The sequence below is a fragment of the Micromonospora rubida genome (assembly GCF_009908295.1).
Classification (GTDB): Bacteria; Actinomycetota; Actinomycetes; order Mycobacteriales; family Micromonosporaceae; genus Micromonospora; species Micromonospora rubida.
The window spans coordinates 307823-333761 of the sequence record NZ_JAAALO010000007.1 but is presented as its reverse complement, the minus strand read 5'-3'; the positions used below and the strand labels follow the sequence as shown (position 1 = coordinate 333761).

Genomic DNA, 25939 nt, shown 5'->3' with positions numbered 1-25939 from the left:
CACCACCCCACGGAAAAGAGTCACCCATGTCCCGGAGCATCATCCCGGCGTCGCGGTGGTCGTCGCGGCGACCACCGCGGCACCGTCCCCCGGCGGTCGTCGCCTCCGCCGTTGCGCTCGCGACCGCCCTCGGCGTCCTGGCCGGGGCGCCCGGCCCGGCCGCCGCCGGCCCGGCCACCGGCGGCGGGCCAGTGGTGACCCGGGCCGGCCTCGACCCGGGGCTGGTCTCCGGGCGCGGGGCCGATGTCGGCTTCGCCGAGCAGGAGGCGGAGAACGCCGCCACAAACGGCGAGGTCATCGGCCCCGACCGCACCGCCTACACCCTGCCGGCGGAGGCCTCCGGCCGCCGGGCGGTCCGGCTGACCCCCGGCCGGTACGTCGAGTTCACCCTGCCGAGCGCGGCCAACGCGATCACCGTGCGCTACAGCATCCCGGACGCGCCGGGCGGCGGCGGCATCACCGCTCCGCTGGACGTCGCGGTGAACCAGCGGCGGGTCCGGACGATGACCCTCACCTCCCAGTACGCGTGGCTCTACAACCAGTACCCGTTCTCCAACGACCCGGCCGCCGGGCTGCTGCACCCGGACTGGTGGATCACCGAGTGCGGGTGCGTGCCGTCGGCCACCACCCCGTACCCGAGCATCCCCACCCCGTTCCGCCCCAGCCACTTCTACGACGAGCAGCGCCTGCTGCTCGGCCGCACCTACCGGGCGGGCGACCTGATCCGGCTCACCGTCCCCGCCGGCAGCAGTGCCGCCTGGACCGTGATCGACCTGCTCGACTCCGAGCTGGTCGGCCCGCCACGGGTCCGGCTCGCCGCCGCGAACGTGCTGGCCTTCGGCGCCGACCCGACCGGCCGGCGCGACTCGGCCGCCGCCCTGGACCGGGCCATCGCCTTCGCCCGGCGGGCGGACCTGCCGGTCTACCTGCCGCCGGGCACCTACCAGGTGAACCGGCACATCATCGTCGACGACGTGACGATCGAGGGCGCCGGCAGCTGGTACACGATCGTCAAGGGGCACGAGGTCGCGTTGCCGACGCCCGCCCCGGACGGCTCGGTGCACACCGGCGTCGGCTTCTACGGCCGCGACGCCGCCGACGGCGGCAGCCGCAACGTGCACCTCTCCGGCTTCGCCATCGAGGGCGACGTACGCGAGCGGATCGACACCGACCAGGTCAACGCGATCGGCGGCGCGATGAGCGACTCCACCATCGACGGGCTGCACCTGCGGCACACGAAGGTGGGCATCTGGTTCGACGGGCCGATGAGCGACGTGCGGGTCACGAACACGGTCATCGTCGACCAGACCGCCGACGGGCTGAACTTCCACACCGGCGTCACCGACTCGCTGGTCGCGCACACCTTCGTCCGCAACTCCGGCGACGACGGGCTCGCGATGTGGTCGGAGAAGGTCGGCAACGCCCGCAACAGGTTCGACCACAACACCGTGCAGTCGCCGGTGCTCGCCAACGGCATCGCCCTGTACGGCGGCACCGACAACACCGTGTCGAACAACCTGGTCGCCGACCCCGTGCGGGAGGGCAGTGCGATCCAGGTCGGGTCCCGCTTCGGCGCGGAGGCGTTCACCGGGCGGCTGCTGATCACCGGCAACACCACCGCCCGCGCCGGCACGTACGAGCTGAACTGGAAGATCGGGCTCGGGGCCATCTGGTTCTACGCCCTCGACCGGGACATCGACGCGACCGTCGAGGTGGTCGGCGACCACTACCTCGACAGCACGTACAACGCCGTCATGCTGGTCAGCGACTGGCCGGTGAAGGACCTCTACTCGATCAGGAACGTCCAGTTCCGCGACATCCGGGTCGACGGGGCGGGCACGTCGGTGGTCAGCGCCCGCTCGGCCGGCTCCGCCTCGTTCCGCAACGTGGACGCCCGCAACGTCGGCGCGGTCGGGGTGAACAACTGCGGGTCGTTCAACTTCACCCCGGCCGGCTCCGAGTTCGCCCTCAGTGACCTCGGCGGCAACGACGGCGGCTGGCTCGCCCCGTGGCAACTGCCGAACACCATCACCTGCGACGACCGCCCGCCGGTCGTACCGCCGCCGCCACCGGCGTCCTGGTGAGGTGCGGCCGGCGGGCGGTGGTCACCGCCCGCCGGCCGGACGCCACGCGGCACCCCGGTTGCCGACGCCCACGCGCGAAGGTCGTTGTCGGACGCGCGGGGACGCGACGAAGGACCGCGCTCAGGAGGCCGATCACCCATCCTGGTGAGGCGGCAGGGCCCCGGCAAAGTCGCGGGGTGCCGATTCTCATCCAGCCTCCGGGATTCCTGTTCCGCTGCTTGAGGATGATCCGAGATGCTGGCCAGGGCCTTGGTCACGGTCTCGCCGGTCCTGCACTGTCTCTGTCTCCGTTCCCGCGAATGCCTCGGAAGGTCGCCGCCACGCCGCCCCATACCGCCCCGCGCATCGGGCACCCGGGTGGCAGCCGGACGATTGCCCCCCGCATCCGGTCGGGGACCTGCCTGTCGGCCCCTTTGGAGCTGCCCCGTTTGTGCTACCGGTGGAGCGGGCGCGTAAACGGGGCAGCTCCAAAGGGGCCGACGGAGGGTCGACCGACCCGACGGCGCGCACCCCGGCCGCGCACCCCGGCCGCGCGCACCAACCTCGACCAGCTCGCCGACGGGCCCGACCCGGCGAAGACTGACCCCGCAGAGGACGACGATGTCGGTAGCGCACGTATCCCCTGGGACCTGCCAAGCCGGAGACCTCACGACTTTGCCGAGGCCCTGGGTGAGGCGGGCCCGAAGGCGGGGCACACCGGTTCCCGGCAGGTGGCAATGGTGCGGTGGGGTCGGGATCAGCCCTGCGTTTTCAATTGCTCCCGCAGGCTGCGCGGACGTAGGTCGGTCCAGACCTCCTCGATGTGCGCCAGGCAGGCCGCCCGGTCGCCGGTGACGCCCACCGCCCGCCACCCAGCCGGAATCTCCGATCCCTCCGACCAGATCGAATACTGTTCCTCGTCGTTGACCACGACGTGGTACCGGCGCAGTTCCTTAGATTCTTCCATCGCTGCTCTCCAGACGCGGCGGTGCCCACAGAATAAGACGCGAGAATTATAACGAACAACCGGCAGATGTGTTACCCCCTCAGGGATATCACAATATCCGATTGATCGCCCCACACGGAGCCGGAATCACAAATTCCATCCATTACGGTGAATTAGAATCGACTCGGCTCCGGTTGTCGACCGCACTGTCGGCGAATTCAGGTGACCGTCGGCGGCTCAGGCCACTCGCCCGGCGACCGGCTCGGGTCGCTTGGCCAGGTCCGCGTACCGGCCCCGGTGGTAGAGCAGCGGCGAGTCGGCCGCACTGTGCCGCAGCAGCTCCGGCTCGGCGAGCACGACAGCATGGTCACCCGCGACCACCCGGTCGATCACCCGGCACAGCAGCCAGGCCAGGGTGTCGTCGAGGATCGGCACCCCCTCGGGCCCGTGCCGCCAGCGCGTCGGCGCCGCGAACCGGTCGATCCCGCTGGTGGCGAACCGCTGGGCAAGTTCCTGTTGCTGGTGGGTGAGCAGGTGCACGCCAACGTGCCGGGCCCGGGAGACGGTGGGCCAACTCGACGAACTGAGATCCAGGCAGAACAGGACGATCGGCGGCCGCAGTGACACCGAGGTGAACGAGGTGGCGGTGAAGCCGACCGCCGAGGCGCCGGGAGCGGTGACCACGGTGACGGTGCTGGCCTGGTGGCGCAGCACCGTCCGCAGGGTCTCCGGATCGGCGCGAACCGGCGGAGAGTCGTCGACGGGACCGGTCATGGCGTTCCTCCCCGGTGCTGGGTGCCGTACCCGCCCGGTGCCGTCTCGATCCAGTCGCCGTCGACGAACAGCCGGCACACCTGGTCGGTCGTCGCCCCCGGGGTCACGACTGCTCCTGCCCGGTGTGCTGGCCGGCGGTGACGAAGTCGGCCGCCAGCTCGCCGATGAGGACCGCCGGGGCATGGGTGTTGGCGGTGGTCACCGCCGGCATGATCGACGCGTCGGCGACGCGTAGTCCCCGCACACCGCGCACCCGCAGCCGGGCGTCGACCACCGCCTGGTCGTCGGCACCCATCTTGCAGGTGCCGACCTGGTGGTGGAAGGTTCCGGCGGTGGCGCGGACGTAGGCGCGCAGGTCGTCGGGGGTACGCACCGTCGAGCCCGGATAGACCTCCCGCGCACCCCACTCGCCGGCCAGGGCTGAACCGGCACCCATCTCCCGGCACAGGATCACCGCCTCGACGAGCGCGTCGACGTCCTGCGCGCAGGCCAGCGCCGCGGGGTCGATGTCGAGCCCGGCGTGCGGGTCGTCGCCGACGAGGCTGATCCGTCCCCTGCTCACCGGGCGCACCAGGCCAGCCTGGAGGGTGAACCCGTCGGATGGGCCGGACATCCCCGGCTGGTACATCGGGACCGGGAAGTGCAGCGCCTGCACGTCGGGTACCGGCAGGCCGGACCGGGTACGCCAGAACAGGTGACTCTGCATCGGCGACAGGTCGGGAGAACGTCCGACCTGTCGGGCGGTACTGAAGATGACCGGGCTGAGCAGGTGGTCGTGCAGGTTGCGGCCCACCCCGGGCAGGTGCACCCGGACGTCGATGTCGTGCCGGCGCAGTTCGGCGGCGTCGCCGATGCCGGAGAGCATCAGCAGTCGGGGCGATTCGATGGTGCCGGCGGAGACGATCACCTCCACGTCGGCGTGGGTGGTGTGGGTGAGCCCGTCGCGCTTCCACTCGACCCCGGTGCAGCGGTCTCGGGTGAACAGCAACCGGCGGGCGTGCGCACGGGTGACCACGGTGAGCCCCGGATGGCCGAGGATGGGACGCAGGTAACCGACGGCGGCGCTCTGCCGTTGGCCGTCCCGGATGGTCAGCTGGGTCTGCGACACCCCGTCCAGCTCGCCGGAGTTGTAGTCGGGGTTGATCCCGACCCCGATCTCCTGCGCCGCCTTGATGCAGGACTCGAAGATCGCATCCGGGCGGTACTGGGACATGACGTGGATCGGCCCGCCGGTGCCGCGCAGCGGGGAGACGGCGTCGAGGTCCTCCATGCGCCGATGCACCGGTAGGACGTCCGTCCACGACCAGCCGTCGTTGCCGAGGTACGCCCAGTGGTCGTAGTCGGCGGCGGCACCCCGTGCCCAGATCATGCCGTTGAGCGCGCTGGAGCCGCCGAGAACCCGTCCGCGCGGCCAGTGCAGTCGCCGGTGCCCGGCGTGCGGCTGCGCCACGGTGTGATACGCCCAGTCCTCCTCGGCGAACCAGAGGTGGGCCAGCCGTCCCGGCGTACCGATGTCGGGGTTGGTGTCCTCGCCGCCGGCCTCAAGTACGACCACGCGCAGTCCGCGCTCGACCAGCCGGCGGGCCAGAGCGCAGCCAGCGGATCCGGCACCGACGACGACGACGTCGGCGCCGGCAGGTGTCGCTGTCACGTGTGTTTACCCCTTTCCGCCCGGCGAGGTGCCCGCCGGGCGACGTGTGGTGTCAGGCGGCGGCCAGCACCAGGACGGCGTTCTGGCCGCCGAAGCCGAACGAGTTGCTGAGGGCGACCTCGATGCGCTGCTCTCGGGCTGCCTTGGTGACCACGTCCAGGTCGACGGCGCTGTCCTGCTCGTCGAGGTTCGCGGTCGGCGGGACGAGACCGTGCTGCACCGCCAGCACGGTCAGGGCCGCCTCGATACCACCGGCGGCACCCAGGGCGTGGCCGAGGGACCCCTTGCTCGCGGTCACCACCGGCGACGGGCCGAGCAGGCGGTGGAGTACCCGCGCCTCGGCCAGGTCACCGGCGGGCGTGCCGGTGGCGTGCGCGTTGACGTGGTCCACGTCGTCCGGCACCAGACCGGCTCCGGTCAGCGCGGCCCGCACGGCCCGCTCGACACCGCGGCCCGCTGGATCGGGGGTGGTGGGGTGGTGCGCGTCGGCGCTGGCGCCGAAGCCGAGCAGCCGGGCCCGCACCCGGGCGCCCCGGGCGGCGGCGTCCTCGGCGCGTTCCAGGACCAGCAGGCCGCACCCCTCACCGAGAACGAAGCCGTCCCGGCCGACGTCGAACGGCCGGGACGCGGTCGGGTCGGCGCGCCGCGACAGTGCCCCCATCTGCGCGAACCCGGCCACGACGAGCGGGGTGATGCCGGCCTCGGTGCCTCCGGCCACCACCACGTCGCAGGTCCGGCTGCGCAGCAGGTCATGGGCCAGGCCAATGGCGGTGCTGCCGGAGGCGCAGGCCGTGGCGGTGACCAGGTTGGGACCGCCCGCGCGCAGGTCCATGCCGACGTGGCCGGCGGCCATGTTGGACAGCATCATCGGCAGCGTCAGCGCGGAGACCCCGTGCGGCCCCTCGGCCGCGAGGACGCCATGCTGGGCGGTCGTGGTGGACACCCCCCACATGCCGCAGCCGATCACCACGCCGACCCGGGCGCCGTCCCAGGTCACGGGGTCCAGGCCGGCGTCGGCCACCGCCTCCCGGGCCGCCACCAACGCGAACTGCACGATCGGGTCGTACTGCCAGTGGCGGCGGCCGAGTGCGGCGCGCGGGTCGAAGTCGGGCACCCGGCAGGAGAGGTCGACGGGTATGCCGGCCAGGTGGGGGTCGTGGGTCGCCGTGGAGACCCCGGCGCAGACCGTCTGCCAGGTCCGCGCCACGCCGATCCCGCCCGGGGTGACCAGTCCCAGGCCGGTGACGGCGGTCTCCGTCCCGGTCACGCCGCGCGGGCCAACGAGGCTTCGATGACGCCGGCGAGCGCGCCGATGGTGGTACGCGGCGTGGCGTCCTCGTCGGCGATCCTGATGTGGAACTCCTTCTGCAGGACCAGGGCCAGTTCCACCATGAACAGCGAGTCCAGGTCCAGTTCCTCGAAGGTCACGTCCGGACCTATCTCGTCGGGCTCCGTCTCGAATCGGGTGGTGAGGATCTCCACCATCTGCCGGTAGACGTCGGTCATGTCACACGCTCCTCGTGGTCCGTGGGTCACCGCGTGGCCGGGCCGGTGACCGACGGCTCGGACGTCGGTTGGTGCGGCGCCGGCGCCGGGGCCGTCCCGGCGCCGGCCGGGTCCGTCGCGACGGCGGGTTTCGGTGGGTCTTCCGGCCGCTCAGCGGGCCGCAACTGGGGCCAGACGAGCACCGTCGATCCCCAGGTCAGGCCCCCGCCGAAGGCGGTGAGCAGGACTCGATCGCCAGCGGCGACCACGCCGGTGGCGTCGGCGTCGGCGATGGCCAGCGGGATGGAGGCGGCACCGGTGTTGCCGACCCGGTCGATGTTGGACACGATTCGCTTCCGGTCCAGATCGAGTTCGTCGGCGAGGGCGCTGAGGATGCGGATGTTGGCCTGGTGGCTGACCACCCGGTCGACCTCGTCGAGCTGCCAGCCGACGCGCCGCACGACGGCGCGCGACGAGGCGGCCATCCGGGTGACCGCGTTGCGGAACACCTCGCGTCCGTCCATGGTGAAGTAGAAGTCGGCCGGGTCGGTGGGCCGACCGGACAGTCGCTGCCGGGCTCCGCCGGCGGCCACCTGGATCAGGTCGCTTCCGCCTCCGTCGCTGCCGAGGTCGAAGGGGCCGAGTGCGCCGGGCTCGTCGCGGCCGCCCGCGCGCAGCACGACCGCCCCCGCCCCGTCGGCCAGGACCACGGCGGTGGAGCGGTCGGCCGGGTTGGTCACGCTGGAGAGCGCGTCGGCGCCGATGACCAGGACCTGGTCGGCGAGCTCGGTGGCGATCAGGCCGGCCGCGGTGGCCAGGGAGTAGACGAACCCGCTGCAGACCGCGCCCAGGTCATAGGCGGCCACCCCGGTCAGCCCCAGCCGGGAGGCGACCTCGGGTGCGGTGGCCGGGCAGGACCGGTCCGGCGTCATGGTGGCGACCACGACCGCGTCGACGCCGGGCGTCCCGGCGGAGGCCAGGGCCCGCCGGGCGGCCTCGACTGCCAGGTCCGCCGTGGACATGCCGGGATCGACGAGGTGGCGTTGCGCGATGCCGGTACGGGACCGGATCCACTCGTCCGAGGTGTCCAGTCCGGCGGAGAGGTCCGCGTTGGTGACCACGCGCGGCGGCACCCAGCCACCCACCCCGGTGAGCACTGCCGACCGGGTCGTCACGGTACCCGCCGAATAGGTAGATTCATATTGAATCCCTTACATCTCTTTGAGTTCTAGCCAGTAGCCAGTTAACACCGCGACACCCGCACCGCGCCCCCTAGGTTCTGCCCGGTGGGGTTTCCCCCAGTACTCGGAGGCCCGGCGGCGAAATTAGGCTGATCACGCCTGAATCCCGTGGTGGAGCGGCCTCAGAACGACGAGAGGAAATCGACGTGCCATTCGCGCAGGGCCATGCGCACGCCATTCCAGCCCCACTACTGGACCACGTCGTGGTATTGCTCGACGAAGCCACCTTCCAAGAGATTCTCGCCTGCGACATGCTGGGTGAACAATTCGCCCGAGTGAAACCTAAAAACGTCACCAGCTCGGTCGCCGGGCAGTACTCGGCACTCGGGGTGGCCGGCGAGAACACCCTGCTGGAGTTGTTCGACGGCTCGCTTCCCGGATCGCACCGCCTCACCGGTGGTCTGGTTTTCTCCTTCGAGCACCCCGGCTCTGTGCAGCGGGCCCGGGAGGTCCTGGACGCCGGCCCCGGCGGCCGCTACGAACTGGTGCACCGCACCAGCGCCGACACCGGCGAGCCCCAACCCTGGTACCACATGCTGCGGGTCGACCTCGGCGAGGACAGCCCGCTGCTGATGTTCCTCAACGAGGTCACCGGGGAGTACTTCGACTCGGTGTCCGCCCGCCGGGGACCCGACGGGGAGTTGCTGCGCAGCGGCTACCTCGACGCGGCCTTCGGCGCCGGGACCCACGACCGGCGGTGGCTGCGCGACATCACCGCGGTCACCCTGCGGGCCCGCCCGCAGCGGGCCGCCCGGATGGCCGACGCGCTCACCGCGATGGGCTACCGGATCACGGCCGCCCCAGCCGGGCCCGCCGGTGATGCCGCCTCCGACACCGGCCCGACGTACCGGATCACCGGCCCGGGCGTCGACATCACCCTCGTCTGCTCGGCCACCGCGCCCGAGGGGGTTCTCGACATCACCACGGACCTGCACGAGGCACCGCAGCGGCACCAGTCGTTCGTCTTCGGCGGCACCTCGCGGTTGGTCCTACGGCAGGACGGCACCGCCCACTGGACGTTCACCCCACCGGCCTGAGGATAGGTACGTCGATGCCCGGCGATTCCGTGCTGTTCCACGAGGCGGTCCTCGCACACGCCGCCCGTACCCCCGACGCGGTCGCGGTGGAGTCCGCCGACCGGTCGCTGAGCTACGCCGAACTGGTCGCGCACGCCCACGGCATGGCCCGCCACCTGCGCCGCCACGGCGTCGGGCCCGACGTGCCGGTCGGAATCGCCCTGGACCGGTCGATCGAATCCGTCGTCGCGGCGCTCGGCATCCTGCTGGCCGGCGGCGCCTGGGTGCCGCTCGACCCGTCCTACCCCGCCGAGCGGCTGTCCTACATGCTCACCGACTCCGGCGTGGAGCTGGTCGTCGCCGAGGCGTCCACGATGGATCGGCTGCCCGCCGGGCGGGTACGCCGCGTCGACCCGGCCGAGGCGGTGGCGGGCTCCGGGCCGGCACCCGATCCGCCGCCGCGGCCGTCGACCGGTCGGCACCTCGCCTACTCGATCTACACCTCGGGGTCCACGGGGCGTCCCAAGGGCGTCCTGCTCAGCCACGGCGGCCTGGCCAACCTGGTCCGGGCCCAGGCCGACGCGTTCGGGGTGGGCCCCGGCGACCGGGTCCTCCAGTTCGCCCCGTCCAGCTTCGACGCCTCGGTGTTCGAGACCACCATGGCACTGGCCACGGGCGCCACCCTGGTCCTGGCGGACCGGGCCGCCATCGCCCCCGGACCGGACCTGGTCGGCACCCTGCGGACGCGGCGGATCAGTCACCTCACGCTGCCCCCGTCGGTGCTGGCCGTCCTGCCCGACGAGGCCCTGCCCGACCTGGCCGTGCTGATCTGCGCCGGTGAGGCGCTCGCCGAGCCGCTGGTGCGACGCTGGGCTCCCGGCCGGCGCATGTACAACGCCTACGGCCCCACCGAGGCCACCGTCTGGGCCACTCTGGCACAGGTGTACGCCGACGGCCGGCGTCCGTCCATCGGCGTACCGGTCAGCGGCGTCCACGTCGCCGTGGTCGACCCCGACGGCCGTCCGGTGCCCGACGGCGAGGTCGGTGAGCTGGTCATCGGCGGAGCCGGCGTCGCCCGGGGCTACCATGCCCGGCCCGCGCTGACCGCCGAGCGGTTCGTCCCCGACCCGGGCGGTCCGCCCGGCGTACGTCGGTACCACAGCGGCGACCAGGTGCGCCGCCACCCCGACGGCACCCTCGAGTACATCGGCCGCATCGACCACCAGATCAAGCTACGGGGGCACCGGGTCGAACCGGACGAGGTGACGGCCGTGCTGGCCGGGCATCCCTCCGTCACCGACGCGATCGTGGTCGCCCGGGGCTCCGGCGACGGCACCCGCCTGGTCGGGTACGCCGTCAGCGACCACGACCCGACCGGGCTGCGCGCCCACCTCGCCGAACGGCTGCCCGCCTACCTGGTGCCGGACGTGGTGGTCACCCTCGACGCGCTGCCGCTGACCGTCAGCGGCAAGATCGACCGGTCCGCCCTGCCCGAACCCGACCGGGCCAGCGCCGGCCTCACCGACACCGTCACCGTCCCGCGCACCGGCACCGAGCAGCTCCTCGCCGGGTTCGTCGCCGACCTGCTCGGCCACCCCGGCGCCACGGACCCCGTGCCGGCCGACCAGCGCCTCGGCGTGCACGACGACATCTTCGCGCTCGGCGCCAACTCGCTGATGGCCGGCCGGCTCGCCGCGCGGGTCCGCGCCGAGCTCGGTGGTGAACTGCCGGTCGGGGTCATCTACCGGTCCCCCACCGTCGCCGCCATGGCCGCCGCGCTCGACGATGCCGACGACACCGAGCGCGCACCCAGCCCACCGCCGCTGCGCCCGGCCGACCCCGACGCGGTCGTGCCGCTGTCCCTGCCCCAGGAGCGGATCTGGTTCCTCGACCAGCTCGACCCCGGTAACCGGGCGTACCACGCCCAGGCCACCATCCGGCTGCGCGGGCTGCTCGACCGGGCGGCACTGCGGGCCGCGCTCAACGAGATCATCCGCCGCCACGACATCTTCCGTAACGGTTTCGTCGCCGGTCCGGACGGTCCCGAGCAACGCGTCTCGGCCCACTGCGCCATCGATCTCCCGCTGGTCGACCTGTCCGCGTACGACGAGCCGGAGCGCGGCCGGCGGGCCGAGCAGACCGTGGCCGAGTATCTGCGCGAACCATTCGACCTGGCCAGCCCACCGCTGGCCCGGTGGGCGCTGATCCGGCACGCCGACGACGACCACACCCTGGTCCACGTCGAACACCACCTGGTCCACGACGGCTGGTCCTTCGCCGTCCTCATCGACGAGCTCACCGCCCTCTACGGCAGTTACGCCGCCGGGCGGGAGCCGGACCTGCCGCCGGTGGCCTGCCGCTACCGGGACTTCACGCTCTGGCAGCGCGGGTGGATGCGGGGTGAGCCGCTCGACCGGCACCTGTCGCACTGGACCCGGGAACTGGCCGACGCACCGCACGAGCTGGCGCTGCCGCTGGACCGGGCTCGCCCGCTGACCCAGAGCTTCACCGGCGCGTCGCTGCGGATCGACCTGGCCGGCGAGTTGGGTGAGCGGCTGCGCGCGTACAGCCGCCGGCACGGGGTCACCCTCTACGCCACCATGCTCGCCGGCTTCGCCGCCCTGCTGAGCCGCTACGCCCGCCAGGACGACATGATCATCGGCAGTGGCGTGGCGAACCGGCGGCTCGCCGAGACCGAACGCATGATCGGGATGGTCGTCAACACCCTGCCGCTGCGCGTCGACCTGTCCGGCCGTCCCGGCTTCACCGATCTGGTCCGCCGGGTGCACACCCGCGCCGCGCGTGCCTACGAGTGGGCCGACGTGCCGCTGGACCGGCTGGTGGAGGCCCTCGACCCGGTGCGCGACCCGTCCCGCAACCCGCTGTTCCAGGTCATGTTCAGCTTCCACGACTCCCCCATGCCGCGGCTGAGCTTCGCCGGGCTGACCGGCACCGTCCTGGAACGACACAACGGCACCGCCAAGACCGACCTGAACATCGTGGTCCTGCCCCGCGCGGAACAGCACGCCGGGCGCGGCCACCGCGACGACACCGCGCCGATCACCCTGATCTGGGAGTACGCCACCGCCCTGTTCGACGCGTCGACGATGCGACGGATGACCGGGCACTACATCCGGCTGCTCGACGCGGCCATGACCGACCCCGACCAGCCGGTCGGCCGGTTGCCGCTGCTCGGGGCGGAGGAGCAGGACCGGATCGTCCACACGTACAACCGCACCGCCGCCGCCTTCCCGGCGGACCGCACCGTGCCCGACCTGTTCGCCGAACAGGTGGCCCGGCGACCGCGCGCCCCCGCCGTCGAGTCCGCCGGGCAGACCCTCAGCTACGCCGACCTCGACGCCCGCGCCGACCGGCTGGCCCGGCTGCTGCGCCGCCGGGGCGTCCGCGCCGACACCCCGGTCGGTGTCCTGTTCGAACGCGGCAGCGACCTGATCACCGCATTCCTGGCCGTCCTCAAGGCCGGCGGCGCCTACGTCCCGCTCGACCCCGGCTACCCAGCGCAACGGCTGCGCTGGCTGCTGGCGGACTCCGGGGCCCGCGTGGTGGTCACCCGGGCCGACCTGGCCGGCGTGCTGCCCACCGACGACGTGGACGTGGTCACCGGCGACGACCCGCTGGCCGGGCCGGATGACCAGCTCGACGCCGTCCCGGACTCCCCCGCCGGCCCGGACAACGCCGCCTATCTCCTCTACACCTCCGGCTCCACCGGCCGACCCAAGGGAGTGGCCGTCGCGCACCGCGCGATCCTGCGCCTGGTCTGCGGCACAGACTTCGTCCGGTTCGGCCCACACGAGCGCATCGCCCAGGTCGCCGACGCGTCCTTCGACGCGATCACCTTCGAGGTGTGGGGTGCCCTGCTGCACGGCGGCACCGTCTGCGTCATCCCCCGCGACACCATCCTGAGCCCGGGTCACCTGGGCGACGAGCTGCGTCGGGGCGCCATCACCAGCATGTTCCTCACCTCGGCCCTGTTCAACGAGGTCATGGCGCACCGGCCGGACAGCTTCGCCACCATGACCAACCTGCTCGTCGGCGGGGACGCGCTGAACCCGGTCCGCATCCGTCAACTGCTGCGCGGCCCGCACGCCCCGGCCCGGCTGCTCAACGGCTACGGCCCCACCGAGACCACCACCTTCGCCGTGGTGCACCACATCACCGACCTGCCCGACGAGGCCACCTCCGTACCCATCGGCCGACCCATCGCCAACACCACCGCGTACGTGCTCGACGACGAGCTGCGCCCGGTGCCCGAGGGCGTACCCGGTCAGCTCTACCTCGGTGGTCCCGGCCTGGCCCGGGGCTATGCCGGCCGGCCCGCGCTGACCGCGCAGCGGTTCGTCCCCGATCCGTTCGGCGCCGGCGGCTCCCGCCTCTACGACACCGGTGACGTGGTGCGCTGGCGCACCGGAGGGGTGCTGGAGTTCCTCGGTCGGGTCGACGGCCAGGTCAAGATCTCCGGTTTCCGCATCGAGCCGGGCGAGGTGGAGAACACCCTGCTCGACCACCCGGCGGTGGCCGGCACGGCGGTCGTCGTCGACAGTCGGGCCGGTCGACGCCTGGTCGCCTACGTCGTTCCCGCGGCGGGTCGGGCCGAGCCGAGCGCCACGGACCTGCGGGCCTGGCTCGCCGAGCGGCTGCCGCCCTACCTGGTGCCCGCGGCGTACGTGTCCCTGGCCGCTCTCCCCCTCACGGAGCACGGCAAGCTCGACCGGGCGGCCCTGCCGGCCACCGAGGTCGAACGCATCAGCCTGCGGGTGGCCTTCCGTCCACCACGGACCGGCACCGAGCGGACCGTCGCCGCGATCTGCGCCGACCTGATCGGGCTCGACCAGGTCGGCCTCGACGACGACTTCTTCGCCCTCGGTGGGCACTCCCTGCTCGCCATGCGGCTGGTGGCCCGGGTGAACGAGACGTTCGGCGCCGACGTGGCACTGGCCCGTTTCCTGCGGACCCCCACCGTCGCCGATCTGGTCGCCGCCCTCGACACCCGTACGCCGGACGGCGACGCGGCCGGGCCGGGCCGCATCGCAGCCGGCAACTGGCACCAGATGGAGGACCTGTTGCTGAACGTCGACGAACTCACCCCCGAGCAGGTCGACCAGTTGCTGCACGACTTCGCGGACAACGAGGCGGACGGATGAGTGACACCGGCACCGACGCGCGGCGGGCCCTGCTGGCCCAGCACCTGACCCGACGGCTGGCCCAGCGCAGCCACCCGCTGTCCTACCCGCAGCGACGGCTGTGGTTCCTCGACCAGCTCACCCCCGACAACCCCGTCTACAACATCCCGCTGGGCTACCGCATCCGTGGCCCACTCGACGTCGACGCCCTACGACAGGCCCTGACCACGGTGGTACGGCGGCACGAGGTGCTGCGTACCGTGTTCCGGGCGGTGGACGGCCAGCCGCGTCAGGTCGTGCTGCCGCCGGCGGAGACACCCCTGGCCGTGCTCGACGTGGCCGACGCCGCCGAGGCCGCGGCGCTGGCCGGGGCCGAGGCGCGGACCCGGTTCGACCTGGTCAACGGGCCGGTGCTGCGGGCCGCCCTGTTGCGGCTGGGCCCGGAGGACCACTGGCTGTGCCTCACCGTCCACCACATCGTCTGCGACGGTTGGTCGCTTTCCATCCTCGAACGGGAACTGACCGCCGCCTACACCGGACGGCGGCTACCCGACCTGCCCGTCCAGTACGCCGACTTCGCCGAATGGCAGAGCAGTCACCTGACCGGCGCCACCCTCGACCGGCTCGTCGACCACTGGCGGGACCGGCTCGTCGACGTACCGCTGCTGGCCAGCCTGCCCACCGACCGGCCCCGCCCGCCCACGCAGACCTACCGCGGCGCGCACCTGGACCTGCGTCTCGACCCCGATGTCACCGGGACGGTGACCGCGCTGGCCCGGGAGGCCGCCGCGACCCCGTTCGCGGTGCTGCTGGCCGCGTTCGCCGTCGTCGTGCAGGCCCATACCGGTACGGCGCAGGTCGTCGTCGGCTCGCCGGTGGCCGGCCGGCAACGCGCCGAGATCCAGCCACTGGTCGGCTTCTTCGCCAACACCCTGGTCCAGCGCATCGACCTGACCGGTGCCCCGACCTTCCGGCAGCTCGTCGAGCGGACCCGCGACGAGACCCGCGACGCCCTGGCTCACCAGGACCTGCCGTTCGAGAAGCTCGTCGAGGAGTTGCACCCGAGCCGGGACCTGGCCCACAACCCGCTGTTCCAGGTGCTGTTCAGCTACCACGACGCCGACGCGGCGGGGCTGGCCCTGCCCGGCTGCACGGTCACCCCGGTCCCCGGCGACACCGCCACCGCGAAGTTCGACCTCACCCTGTCCCTCACCCGGCGCGGGCCGGACCTGACCGGTCGCCTGGAGTACAGCACCGACCTGTTCGATCCCGACAGCGCCGAACGGATGGCCGCCCGCTTCCGTCAGGTCCTCGCCGCGGCCCTGGCCCGTCCGGGCACCCCGGTCGGTCAGCTCGACGTCCTGACCCCGGACGAGCGCCACCGGCTGCTCACCGAGTGGAACGCCACCGGCGTCGAACGCCGCACCGACGTGCTCGTCCACGACCTCATCGCCGCGCAGACCCGGCGCACCCCCGACCGGGTCGCCGTGCGGGACGCCGGCCCCGGCGACCAGCCCGGGCTGACCTACCGCGAACTCGACGAGCGCGCCGAACGCTTCGCCGCCACGTTGCGCGGCCACGGCGTCGGCGCGGACGTGCCGGTCGGTGTCCTGCTGCACCGCGGCACCGACCTGGTGGTGACCCTGCTGGCCATCCTCAAGGCCGGCGGAGCGTACCTGCCGCTGGATGCCGCCCTGCCGGCCGACCGGCTCACCTTCATGGTCGCCGACTCCGGTACCCGGGTGGTGGTCACCACCGACCGCCTCGCCGGCCGGCTGGGCGGCCTGCCGGTCACCACCGTCGCCCCCGGCACCCCACCAGCCGACCCGGCACCGGCCGGGCCGGGGAGCGCCGACGACCTGGCCTATGTCATGTACACCTCCGGCTCCACCGGACGCCCCAAGGGTGTGCTGGTCACCCACCGCAACGTGAGTACCTTCTTCGCGGGGATGGACCGCGAGTTCGGGCCGGACGCCGACGGCGGCCGGGACCCGGTCGGGCCGACCTGGCTGGCGGTGACCAGCGCCTCCTTCGACATCTCCGTGCTGGAGCTGCTGTGGACCCTCACCCGGGGCTTCGAGGTCGTCGTCCGGGGCGACGAACCCACCTCCGGCGCCGCGACCGCCACCGGCGCCCCGGTGTCCGCCGAGGTGCAGGCCCGGCCGATGGACTTCAGCCTCTTCTACTTCGGCGGTGACCGGGGCGGCGCCGCCGACAACCGGTACCGGCTACTCGTCGAGGGCGCCCGCTTCGCCGACCGGAACGGGTTCCACGCCGTGTGGACCCCGGAACGGCACTTCCACGACTTCGGCGGGCTCTACCCGAACCCGTCGGTCGCCGCCGCCGCCATCGCCACCATCACCGAACGGGTGCGGATCCGGGCCGGCAGTGTCGTCGTACCGCTGCACGACCCGCTCCGGGTCGCCGAGGAGTGGGCCGTGGTGGACAACCTCTCCGGCGGGCGGGTCGGCATATCGGTCGCCTCCGGATGGCAACCGAACGACTTCGTCCTCGCTCCGGAGCGGTACGCCGACCGGAAAAACCTGATGCTGGCGGGCATCGACGAGGTGCGCCGGCTCTGGCGGGGCGGGACGGTCAGCCGTCCACGTCCCGGTGGCGACCACGTCAGCGTGCGCGTGTACCCGCCACCGGTGCAGCCCGAACTGCCCGTCTGGGTCACCAGCGCGCGCAGCCCCGACACCTTCCGGATGGCCGGCGAGATCGGCGCCGGACTGCTCACCCACCTGCTCGGCCACTCGGTCGAACAACTCGACGAGAAGATCACCATCTACCGCAGGGCCTGGCGCGAGGCCGGCCACGCCGGCTCCGGCCACGTCACCCTGATGCTGCACACCTTCCTCGGCACCGACACCGAGCAGGTGCGCGAGCTGGTCCGGGCGCCGCTGTGCGGGTACCTGAAGAGCTCCTTCGACCTGCTCTCCGGTCTCGGCGCGGTGTCCGGCAGCAGCAGCGACTTCCGCGCCCTGCCCGAGGAGGAACTCGACGCCCTGGTCGAGCAGGCCTTCGACCGGTTCTTCGACACCGCCGCCCTGCTGGGCACCCCCGAAGCCGCCGCGGACCTGGTGGACCGGCTCAAGGCGATCGAGGTGGACGAGGTCGCCTGCCTGATCGACTTCGGGGTCGACCACGACCACGTCCTGGCCGCCCTGCCGCACCTGCGGGCCGCCCGGGACATCAGCGAGGACCGCCGTCGGGTGGCGCTGGCCGACGAGCCCGTCGCCGCGCAACTGCGCCGCCACCGCGTCACCCACCTGCAGTGCACCCCGTCGCTGGCCGGTGTGCTGGCCGAGGATCCCGACACCCGCGCGACGCTGCGTGACCTGCGCCGCCTGCTCGTCGGCGGGGAGGCGCTGCCCGCCGCGCTCGGCGCCGACCTCGCCGGCCTGGTCAACGGCGGCGTGCACAACATGTACGGCCCGACCGAGGCGACCGTGTGGGCGAGCACCCAGCGGGTCACCGGTGACCGGCCCGTCGCCTCGACCGTGCCGCTCGGCCGCCCCCTGGCCGACGTACGCGCCTACGTCGTCGACCCGGGCCTGCGGCCCACTCCGGTCAACGTGCCCGGTGAACTGCTGCTCGGTGGTCCGGGCGTCACCCGTGGCTACCACGGCCGCCCCGCGCTGACCGCGGAACGCTTCGTTCCCGACCCGTTCGCCGCCGACGGTTCCCGCCTGTACCGCACCGGCGACCTGGCCCGTTGGCGCCCCGACGGCACGCTGGAGTTCCTCGGTCGGCTGGACCACCAGGTAAAGATCCACGGCCATCGCATCGAACTCGGCGAGATCGAGAGTGTGCTGGCCGCCCAGCCGGACGTCCGTGCCGCCGTGGTCGTCCTACGCGGTGACGGCGCCCACCGCAGCCTGGCCGCCTACTGCCAGCCGGCCCACGCCGGCGACCCGGCGGCCGACCCGGCGGCCCTCCGGGCCGCGCTGGCGCGCGCACTGCCGGACTACATGGTGCCGGCCACCGTCACCGTCCTCGACGAGCTGCCGCTGACCCCGAACGGCAAGATCGACCGCAACCGGCTGCCCGACCCGCACACCGCCGGGCCCGACCGCTACCTGGCTCCGCGGACAGACGTCGAGCGGACCATCGCCGAGGTGTGGGCTCAACTGCTCGGCCGCGACCGGGTCGGCCTCGACGACAACTTCTTCCACCTCGGCGGCAACTCGCTGCTGGCCGTCCAGGCCAGGGCCCGGCTGTTGGCCTGCGACGTGACCGGGTTGTCCCTGGTGGACCTGTTCCGCTACCCGTCGGTGCGCGCGCTCGCGGCCGCCTGCGCCACCACCGGCGACCGCCCCGACACGCTGGCCGGGGCCCAGCAGGCAGCCGGGCGACGCGCCGCCGCCCTGTCCGCCGCCGTCTCGCGCCGGGCGCGAAGGAGCTGACCGACCGTGACCGCACACCTGGACAGCACCGGAACCGCCCCGGACGGCGGTCCCCCCGACGGGGTCGAACCGATCGCGATCATCGGCATGGCCTGCCGGGTACCCGGCGCCGACACCGTCGCCGGCTTCTGGGCCAACATGCTCGACGGCGTCGACTCGATCACCCGCTTCACCCCCGACGAACTTCGCGCCGCCGGCGTGGACCCGCACCTGCTCGCCGACCCCGAGTACGTTCCGGCGGGCGCGGTGATCGACGACGCCGACCACTTCGACGCGGAGTTCTTCGGCTACAACGCCGCCGAGGCCGAGACGATGGACCCGCAGCAGCGGGTCTTCTGCGAGACCGCCTGGGCGGCCCTGGAGGACAGCGGCCACACGCCGGACCGCGTCGACGGCGCCGTCGGCGTGTTCGCCGGCATGTTCATGAACAAGTACCTGATGGCCAACCTCGCCACCAACCCCCGCTTCCAACGTTCGGCGATGGCGCCCCTGGCCCGCATCTTCAACGACAAGGACTTCCTGGCCACCCGGGTGGCGTACCTCCTCGACCTGGACGGCCCCGCGTACACCGTGCAGACCGCCTGCTCGACCTCCCTGGTCGCCACCCATCTGGCCTGCCAGTCCCTGTTGACCTACGAGTCGGATCTGGCGCTCGCCGGCGGGGTGGCGATCAACCTGCCGCTGAAGGCCGGCTACTCGCGCGCCTACGGCGGGGTGTTCAGCCCCGACGGGCAGTGCCGGCCCTTCGACGCCGACGCCGAGGGGACCGTGCCGGGCAACGGCGCCGTGGCCCTGGTGCTGCGCCGGCTCTCCGACGCCCTGGCCGATCGGGACCACATCTACGCGGTGATCCGGGCCAGCGCGGTCAACAACGACGGCGCGGTCAAGGCCGGTTTCACCGCACCGAGCGTTGACGGGCAGGCCCGCGTCGTCACCGCCGCGCACGCCCTGGCGGCGGTCTCGCCGGGCAGCATCGGCTACCTGGAGGCCCACGGCACCGCCACCCGGGTGGGCGACCCGATCGAGGTCGCCGCGCTCACCCAGGCGTTCCGCGTCGGCACCGCCCGGCGGGGCTTCTGCGCCCTCGGCTCCGTCAAGGCCAACATCGGCCACCTCGACGCCGCCGGCGGAGCCGCCGGCCTGATGCGCGCCGCCCTGGCCGTACAGCACGGACGGATCCCGCCCATGCGGAACTTCCGCTCCCCCAACCCCGACCTCGACCTGGACACGTCGCCCTTCTACGTGCCAACCCGCGTCACCGAGTGGTCGGCCGGTGCCGGACCGCGCCGCGCCGGGGTGAGCGCCTTCGGGGTCGGTGGCACCAACGCCCACGTGGTCCTGGAGCAGCCACCGCCCATCCCCGACCCGGCCGGCACGGCACCCGCGACCGGCTGGCACCTGGTGCCGCTGTCCGCGCGCAGCCGCACCGCCGTCGACGCCGCCACCCGGCGGCTGGCCGACCATCTGGAGGACCACCCGGACCTCGACCTGGCCGACGTCGCCTTCACCCTCCAGGACGGGCGGCGCGGCTTCCCGGTACGCCGGTTCGCCGCCTGCGCCGACCTGACCGACCTGGTGGCCGTGCTGCGGGGGGAGCACCCGCACCGGCTGGTCACCCGCGCCGCCCCGGACACCGTCCACCGGGCCGTGTTCATGTTCCCCGGCGGCGGCAACCAGCACCGGGACATGGGTGTCGACCTCTACCGCAGCCAGCCGGTGTTCCGTGAGGAGATCGACCGCTGCGCCGCCCTGCTCCGCGACCGGCTCGACGTCGACCTCACCGCGCTGCTGTTCCCGGGCGGCGGTGGCGGGTCGAGACGGGGACGCGCGCTCGGCCGCGCCGAGGGGCCCGGCGTGGTCCCCGCGCTGTTCGCCGTGGAATACGCGCTGGCGAAGCTGTGGATGTCCTGGGGCGTGGAGCCGGTCGCCCTGTTCGGCCACAGTCTCGGCGAGTACGTCGCCGCCTGCCTGTCCGGGGTGTTCACCCTCGGCGACGCGCTCGCCGTCACCTACGCCCGTGGTGAGTTGTTCGCCCGGATGGCCCCGGGCCGGATGCTCGCCGTACCGCTGCCCGAGGCGCAGGTCACGGAGCTGCTCGACGAGCGGCTGTCGATCGCGGCGGTGAACGCACCGGAGCTGACCGTGGTGGCCGGCCCGGACGACGACGTCGCCGCCCTCGACCGGCTGCTGGCCGGCCGGGGCGTGGACTGCGGGCGGCTCAACGTGCCGGCGGCGAGCCATTCCTGGCTGGTCGAACCGATGCTCGATGAGTTCACCGCCCGGGTGAAGGAGTGCGACCTGCGTCCACCGCACACCCCGTTCGTCTCCTGTGTCACCGGCACCTGGATCCGCCCCGAGGACGCCACCGACCCGCACTACTGGGCGCGTCACCTGCGTCAACCCGTACGCTTCGCCGACGCGCTGCGGACCGTCCTGACCACGCCCGACCGGGTGCTGCTGGAGGTCGGGCCCGGGCGGGCGCTGACCGCGCTGGTACCCGGACAGCGGCTCGCCCCCACCCCGACCGCGGTCGCCTCGCTGGGCCACCCCCGCGACCGGCTGCCGGACACCGCGCACCTGATGGCCGCGGTGGGCCGGCTCTGGCAGGCCGGGGTGAGCGTGGACTGGCCGGCGCTGCACGCCGCGCGGCCGGCCCGACGGGTCAGCCTGCCCGGCTACCCGTTCCAGCGCCGCCGGTACTGGGTGGAGCCGGGGGCGACCGCCGTCGGTGCCGACACCGGACCGGCCGACACCTCCGACACCTCCGTCGCTTCGACCTCCGGCGGCGTCGATCCGGACGACGCACCGGACGACGGCTATCTCGGCCCCCGTGACGAACGGGAACGCCAGGTCGCGCGGGTGTGGTGCGACCTGCTCGGCGTGGATCGCGTCAGCGTCACCGACGACCTGTTCGACTGCGGCGCCCACTCCCTGATGATCACGCAGGCTGCCCGGGAGCTGCGCCGTCTCGGCGCACCCCAGCTCACCGCCCGCGACGTCCTGGCCAGCCCCACCGTCGCCGGTCTGGCCGCCCGGATCGAGGCCGCCGTGTCCGGGCGACCGCTGATCGAGGTGCACGGCAGCGGCCCCGACCTCACCGCCGAGGTCGTCCTCGACCCGGCGGTCGCCCCCGACGCGGGCGCGTCGGCCCGCACCGGGCCCCCTCGGGTGGTGCTGCTCACCGGTGCCACCGGGTTCGTCGGCGCGTTCCTCTGCGCCGAACTGGCCCGGCAGACCAGCGCCGAGATCGTCTGCCTGGTCCGGGCCACCAACCCCGAGGAGGGCACCGAACGCCTGCACGCCACCCTGACCTCCTACGGTCTACCGATGCCATCCGCGCACCGGCTGCGCGTCGTCCCCGCCGACCTGGCCAGGCCCCGACTCGGCCTGGCGCCGGCCGACTTCGACGCCCTCGCCGACGAGGTCGACGCGATCTACCACTGTGGCGCCTGGGTCAACTTCGTGCGCCCCTACCGGTCCCTCAAGGCCACGAACGTGCGCGGCACCGAGGAGATCCTGCGACTGTCCGCCCGGGGTCGGCCCACGCCGGTGCACCACATCTCCACCCTGGCCGTGCTCGCCGGAGCCGTGGCCGCCGGCGTCGGGCAGATCCACGAGGACGACCCGCTGCCGCCGCCGGTGGGCCACGACACCGCGTACAGCCAGAGCAAGTGGGTCGCCGAGGGTCTCGTCGGCATCGCCCGGGAACGTGGCGTGCCCGTGTCGGTCTACCGGGCCGGTGCCGTGCTCGGGGACAGCCGCACCGGCGCGACCAACCGGGAGGACTACGTCACCAAGGTCATCCAGGGCTGCCTCGACCTCGGTCTGGCTCCCGCCCGCCGGTACGCCTTCGCCGCCGCCGGCGTCGACTACGTCGCGCGCACCGTGGTCGCCCTGTCCCTGCGACCGGAGACCCTCGGCGGCACCTTCCACACCGTCAACCCCGACCCGCTGGACTGGAACGACATGTTCACCCACCTGCGGACCTGCGGCTACCGGGTGCCGAGCGTCGACTGGCAGCGCTGGCACCACCAGCTCACCGAGCAGATCGAGGCCGACGAGACGTCGAACAACCTCGCCCCGCTGATGGCGATGCTCGGCGACACCCCGGACCGGGACATGCCCCGGATGCGCTGCGACAACGTCTGGTCGGCACTGCCGGCCGAGCTGGCCCGTCCACCGGAGCTGGACGCCGCGTTGTTCGCGCGGATGCTGGGTTTCCTCGCCCGGGGCGGGGTCCTGCCCGCGCCGCCGGACGCCGGTCCGGACCGTCCCGGCACGACGCCGGCCGTTTCCCCCGACCCCGCCCAGAAGGACCTGGTGCCATGACCATGCTGTTGACCGGTGCCACGCTCATCGACGGGCTCGGCGACGAACCGGTGACCAACCGGGCCGTACGGATCGAAGCCGACCGGATCACGCAGGTGGGGGCCCGGGTTCAGGCCGACGGCGCCGACCTGGTCGACCTGAGCGGGCTGACCCTGCTGCCGGGGCTGATCGACGCGCACACCCACGTGGGCTACTCCAGCGACGTCCGCGCGGTGCTCAACGGGGAGCTGTCGGTGGCCGAACGGGCCGCCGACATCTTCCGCAACCTGCGCGAGACCGTGAACGCCGGGTTCACCACGATCCGTGACTGTGGCGGCCTCGACCTCGGGGTGCTGCGTACGGTGCGACGAGGGCTGGTGCCCGGCCCCCGGATCTGGGCCGCCGCCGTCGCGCTGTCCCAGACCGGCGGTCACGGCCGGCTGGGTTCGCCGCTGGCCCCGGCGGGCCCGTCGCCCCTGTCGGTACGCGGCCTGACCGGGATGACCCCCAACGCCGACGGCGTCGAGGAGGTCCGCCGAGCCGCCCGCGAGTGCTTCCGGCAGGGCGCGTCGTTCCTGAAGATGGCCGTCACCGGCGGGGTCATCTCGGTGTCCGACTCGTTGGAGGACACCCAGTACACCGTCGAGGAGATCGCGGTCGCCGTCGCCGAGGCCCGCGCCCGCAACACCTACGTCACCGTGCACGCCCACAACGGCGCCGGTATCCGCAACGCCGTCCAGGCGGGCGTGGGCTGCGTCGAACACGGAACCGGCATCGACGAGGCCACCGCCGCGATGATGGGTGCCCACGGGGTGCACCTGGTGCCCACCCTGGCCATCGCCGAGACGATGCGTACCGACTCCGCGCGGCAGGGACTCGCTCCCAGCTTCCGGGACCGGGTCGGCGACACCGCACAGCGCATGATCGACGCCATGCTGCTGGCCCGCGAGGCCGGCGTGCTGGTCGGATCCGGCTCCGACCTGATCGGACCGGACCAGAACCACCGCGGACTGGAGCTCGCACTCAAGGCCCGCGTCCTGGGGCCCATGGCGGCGATCGTCTCCGCCACCTCGGTCAACGCCCGCATCATGCGGGTCGCCGACCGGGTCGGGTCGGTCGAGGTGGGCAAGCTGGCCGATCTCGTCGCGGTGGACTTCGATCCGCTCAGCGAGCCGCACCTGTTCGGGGACCCGGACCGGGTCGTCCTCGTCGTCCGCGACGGCGAGATCGTCAAGGACACCCGCAAGTGACCCGGCGCAGCGCGGACATCCGCCGATGACCGCCGCCGTGGAGCCGGGCCGGGCCAACGGCCGGCCGGCCGGCGCCGTCGCCGACCTCTGCGCCCCGACCACCGCCGAGAAGGTGGCCGAGCTGCGCCGCCGACGCGCCGAGGCGGAACAGCCCGGCTCCCCCCGGGCCGCCCGCCGGCTGGCCGCCCGGGGCCGGATGACCGCCCGGGAACGGATCCTGGCGCTGCTCGACCCCGACTCGTTCGTGGAGACCGACCGGCTGGCCCGCCGGGACGTCGAGGGGTACGCCGGGCCGCAGCCGCCCGGTGACGGTGTCATCACCGGTCTCGGCACGGTCGACGGCCGCCAGGTGTGTGTCTACGCGCACGACGCGACCCACCGGGGCGGTAGCGCGGGGGCGGTCTTCGGCGCCAAGGTCTGCAAGATCCTCGACCACGCCCTGCGCGTCGGCTGCCCGGTGGTCGGCATCAACGACTCCAGCGGCGCCCGGGTGGAGGAGGGGGTGCTGGCCCTGGCCGCGTACGGCGAGGTGGCCCGTCGGATGGTGACCGCCTCCGGGGTGATCCCGCAGATCTCCCTCATCATGGGGGTCTGCGCGGGCGGCGCCGTCTACACCCCGGCGTTCACCGACTTCGTGGTCATGGTGGAGAACACCTCGCACATGTTCGTCACCGGCCCCGACGTCATCCGGGCGGTGACCGGGGAACGGGTGGGCATGGAGGCCCTGGGCGGCGCCACGGTGCACGCCACCCGGAGCGGGAACGCCCACTACGCCGCCGCGAGCGAGGCCGAGGCCATCGACTACGTCCGGGACCTGTTGTCCTACCTGCCGGCCAACAACCTCGACCCGGCCCCCGGCTGGCCACCGGTGTCCCGGCTGGAGCCCACCGACGCCGACCGGGAACTCGACGCGCTCGTACCCGATCGGGCCGCCACCCCGTTCGACATGCACGAGGTGGTCAGGCGGATCGTCGACGACGGCGACCTGCTGCCGGTGCACCCCGACTTCGCCCCCAACATCATCTGCGGCTTCGCCCGCGTCGACGGTGTCCCGGTGGGGGTGGTCGCCAACCAGCCGCTGCACCTGGCCGGCGCCATCGACATCGACGCAGCGGAGAAGGCCGCGCGGTTCGTCCGCTTCTGCGACTCGTTCAACATCCCCCTGCTCACCCTCGTCGACGTGCCCGGTTACCTGCCCGGTGCCGCCCAGGAGCACCAGGGCATCATCCGCAGGGGCGCGAAACTCGCGTTCGCCTACATCGAGGCGACGGTACCGAAGATCACCATCGTGGTACGGCGGGCCTTCGGCGGCGGGTACGCGGTCATGGGATCCAGGGAGCTGGGCGCCGACCTGTGCTTCGCCTGGCCGACCGCGCAGATCGGCGTGATGGGCGCGGCGGGCGGGGTCGCCCTGCTGCACCACCGTATCCTCGCCCAGGCCGACGACCCCGCGCTGTTGCGCCAGGTCCTCGTCCACCAGTACGAGGACCAGCTGCTCACGCCCTACCGGGCCGCCGAGCACGGCTGCGTCGACGACCTGATCCTGCCGTCGGAGACCCGACCCACGGTCGTCCGCGCACTGCGCGCCCTGGCCGACAAGCGGGTCATCGGTCCGGCCAAGAAGCACGGCAACATCCCGCTGTGACCGGCCGCCC

13 protein-coding genes are annotated in these 25939 nt (G+C 73.1%); 7 read left to right on the top strand and 6 right to left on the bottom strand.

The window, feature by feature from the left end:
* Window positions 1-26 precede the first annotated feature (26 nt).
* Window positions 27-2084, top strand: coding sequence for a glycosyl hydrolase family 28-related protein (locus GVV04_RS25015; protein ID WP_161691037.1), 2058 nt, complete (start codon window positions 27-29; stop codon window positions 2082-2084).
* A gap of 736 nt (window positions 2085-2820) precedes the next feature.
* Here GVV04_RS25015 and GVV04_RS25010 read toward each other — a convergent pair.
* The 6 genes from GVV04_RS25010 to GVV04_RS24985 all read right to left on the bottom strand — a co-directional run bounded on the left by GVV04_RS25010 (window position 2821) and on the right by GVV04_RS24985 (window position 8094).
* Window positions 2821-3030 (bottom strand): MbtH family protein, encoded by a 210-nt coding sequence (locus GVV04_RS25010; protein WP_161691035.1) that lies wholly within the window; start codon window positions 3028-3030, stop codon window positions 2821-2823.
* Window positions 3031-3246: 216 nt separating this feature from the next.
* The gene (locus GVV04_RS25005) at window positions 3247-3783 is read right to left on the bottom strand and encodes a flavin reductase family protein (RefSeq protein ID WP_161691033.1); all 537 of its coding nucleotides are present in this window, start codon (window positions 3781-3783) and stop codon (window positions 3247-3249) included.
* A gap of 103 nt (window positions 3784-3886) precedes the next feature.
* On the bottom strand, window positions 3887-5434 hold the full coding sequence (locus GVV04_RS34545) for a GMC family oxidoreductase (RefSeq protein WP_161691031.1): 1548 nt from the start codon (window positions 5432-5434) through the stop codon (window positions 3887-3889).
* Window positions 5435-5486: 52 nt separating this feature from the next.
* On the bottom strand, window positions 5487-6701 hold the full coding sequence (locus GVV04_RS24995) for a beta-ketoacyl-[acyl-carrier-protein] synthase family protein (RefSeq protein ID WP_161691030.1): 1215 nt from the start codon (window positions 6699-6701) through the stop codon (window positions 5487-5489).
* On the bottom strand, window positions 6698-6940 hold the full coding sequence (locus tag GVV04_RS24990; RefSeq protein ID WP_161691028.1) for an acyl carrier protein: 243 nt from the start codon (window positions 6938-6940) through the stop codon (window positions 6698-6700). Before GVV04_RS24990 ends, GVV04_RS24995 begins: the two co-directional genes overlap by 4 nt.
* 26 nt (window positions 6941-6966) lie before the next feature.
* Window positions 6967-8094, bottom strand: a complete 1128-nt coding sequence (locus GVV04_RS24985) for a beta-ketoacyl-ACP synthase III (protein WP_161691026.1) — start codon at window positions 8092-8094, stop codon at window positions 6967-6969.
* A gap of 212 nt (window positions 8095-8306) precedes the next feature.
* On the opposite strand from GVV04_RS24985, the gene GVV04_RS24980 reads away from it, so the two are divergent.
* From GVV04_RS24980 to GVV04_RS24955, 6 genes are read left to right on the top strand one after another with little or no spacing between them, the layout of a single operon-like run.
* On the top strand, window positions 8307-9197 hold the full coding sequence (locus GVV04_RS24980) for a DUF5829 family protein (protein ID WP_328822561.1): 891 nt from the start codon (window positions 8307-8309) through the stop codon (window positions 9195-9197).
* Window positions 9198-9211: 14 nt separating this feature from the next.
* On the top strand, window positions 9212-14338 hold the full coding sequence (locus tag GVV04_RS24975) for a non-ribosomal peptide synthetase (protein WP_161691022.1): 5127 nt from the start codon (window positions 9212-9214) through the stop codon (window positions 14336-14338).
* Window positions 14335-18726 (top strand): MupA/Atu3671 family FMN-dependent luciferase-like monooxygenase, encoded by a 4392-nt coding sequence (locus GVV04_RS24970; protein WP_161691020.1) that lies wholly within the window; start codon window positions 14335-14337, stop codon window positions 18724-18726. The genes GVV04_RS24975 and GVV04_RS24970 overlap by 4 nt, the downstream gene beginning before the upstream one ends.
* Window positions 18727-18732: 6 nt before the next feature.
* On the top strand, window positions 18733-23055 hold the full coding sequence (locus GVV04_RS24965) for a type I polyketide synthase (protein WP_161691018.1): 4323 nt from the start codon (window positions 18733-18735) through the stop codon (window positions 23053-23055).
* Window positions 23052-24284 (top strand): metal-dependent hydrolase family protein, encoded by a 1233-nt coding sequence (locus GVV04_RS24960; protein ID WP_161691016.1) that lies wholly within the window; start codon window positions 23052-23054, stop codon window positions 24282-24284. The genes GVV04_RS24965 and GVV04_RS24960 overlap by 4 nt, the downstream gene beginning before the upstream one ends.
* Window positions 24193-25929, top strand: a complete 1737-nt coding sequence (locus GVV04_RS24955; RefSeq protein WP_456238325.1) for an acyl-CoA carboxylase subunit beta — start codon at window positions 24193-24195, stop codon at window positions 25927-25929. Before GVV04_RS24960 ends, GVV04_RS24955 begins: the two co-directional genes overlap by 92 nt.
* The last annotated feature ends 10 nt before the right edge of the window (window positions 25930-25939 follow it).

Bases quoted from the DNA above. Each gene is read 5' to 3' on its own strand.
- GVV04_RS24990 (WP_161691028.1), bottom strand. From the start codon at position 6,940: ATGACCGACGTCTACCGGCAGATGGTGGAGATCCTCACCACCCGATTC.
- GVV04_RS24975 (WP_161691022.1), top strand. From the start codon at position 9,212: ATGCCCGGCGATTCCGTGCTGTTCCACGAGGCGGTCCTCGCACACGCC.
- GVV04_RS25010 (WP_161691035.1), bottom strand. From the start codon at position 3,030: ATGGAAGAATCTAAGGAACTGCGCCGGTACCACGTCGTGGTCAACGAC.
- GVV04_RS25015 (WP_161691037.1), top strand. From the start codon at position 27: ATGTCCCGGAGCATCATCCCGGCGTCGCGGTGGTCGTCGCGGCGACCA.
- GVV04_RS24960 (WP_161691016.1), top strand. From the start codon at position 23,052: ATGACCATGCTGTTGACCGGTGCCACGCTCATCGACGGGCTCGGCGAC.
- GVV04_RS24970 (WP_161691020.1), top strand. From the start codon at position 14,335: ATGAGTGACACCGGCACCGACGCGCGGCGGGCCCTGCTGGCCCAGCAC.
- GVV04_RS25005 (WP_161691033.1), bottom strand. From the start codon at position 3,783: ATGACCGGTCCCGTCGACGACTCTCCGCCGGTTCGCGCCGATCCGGAG.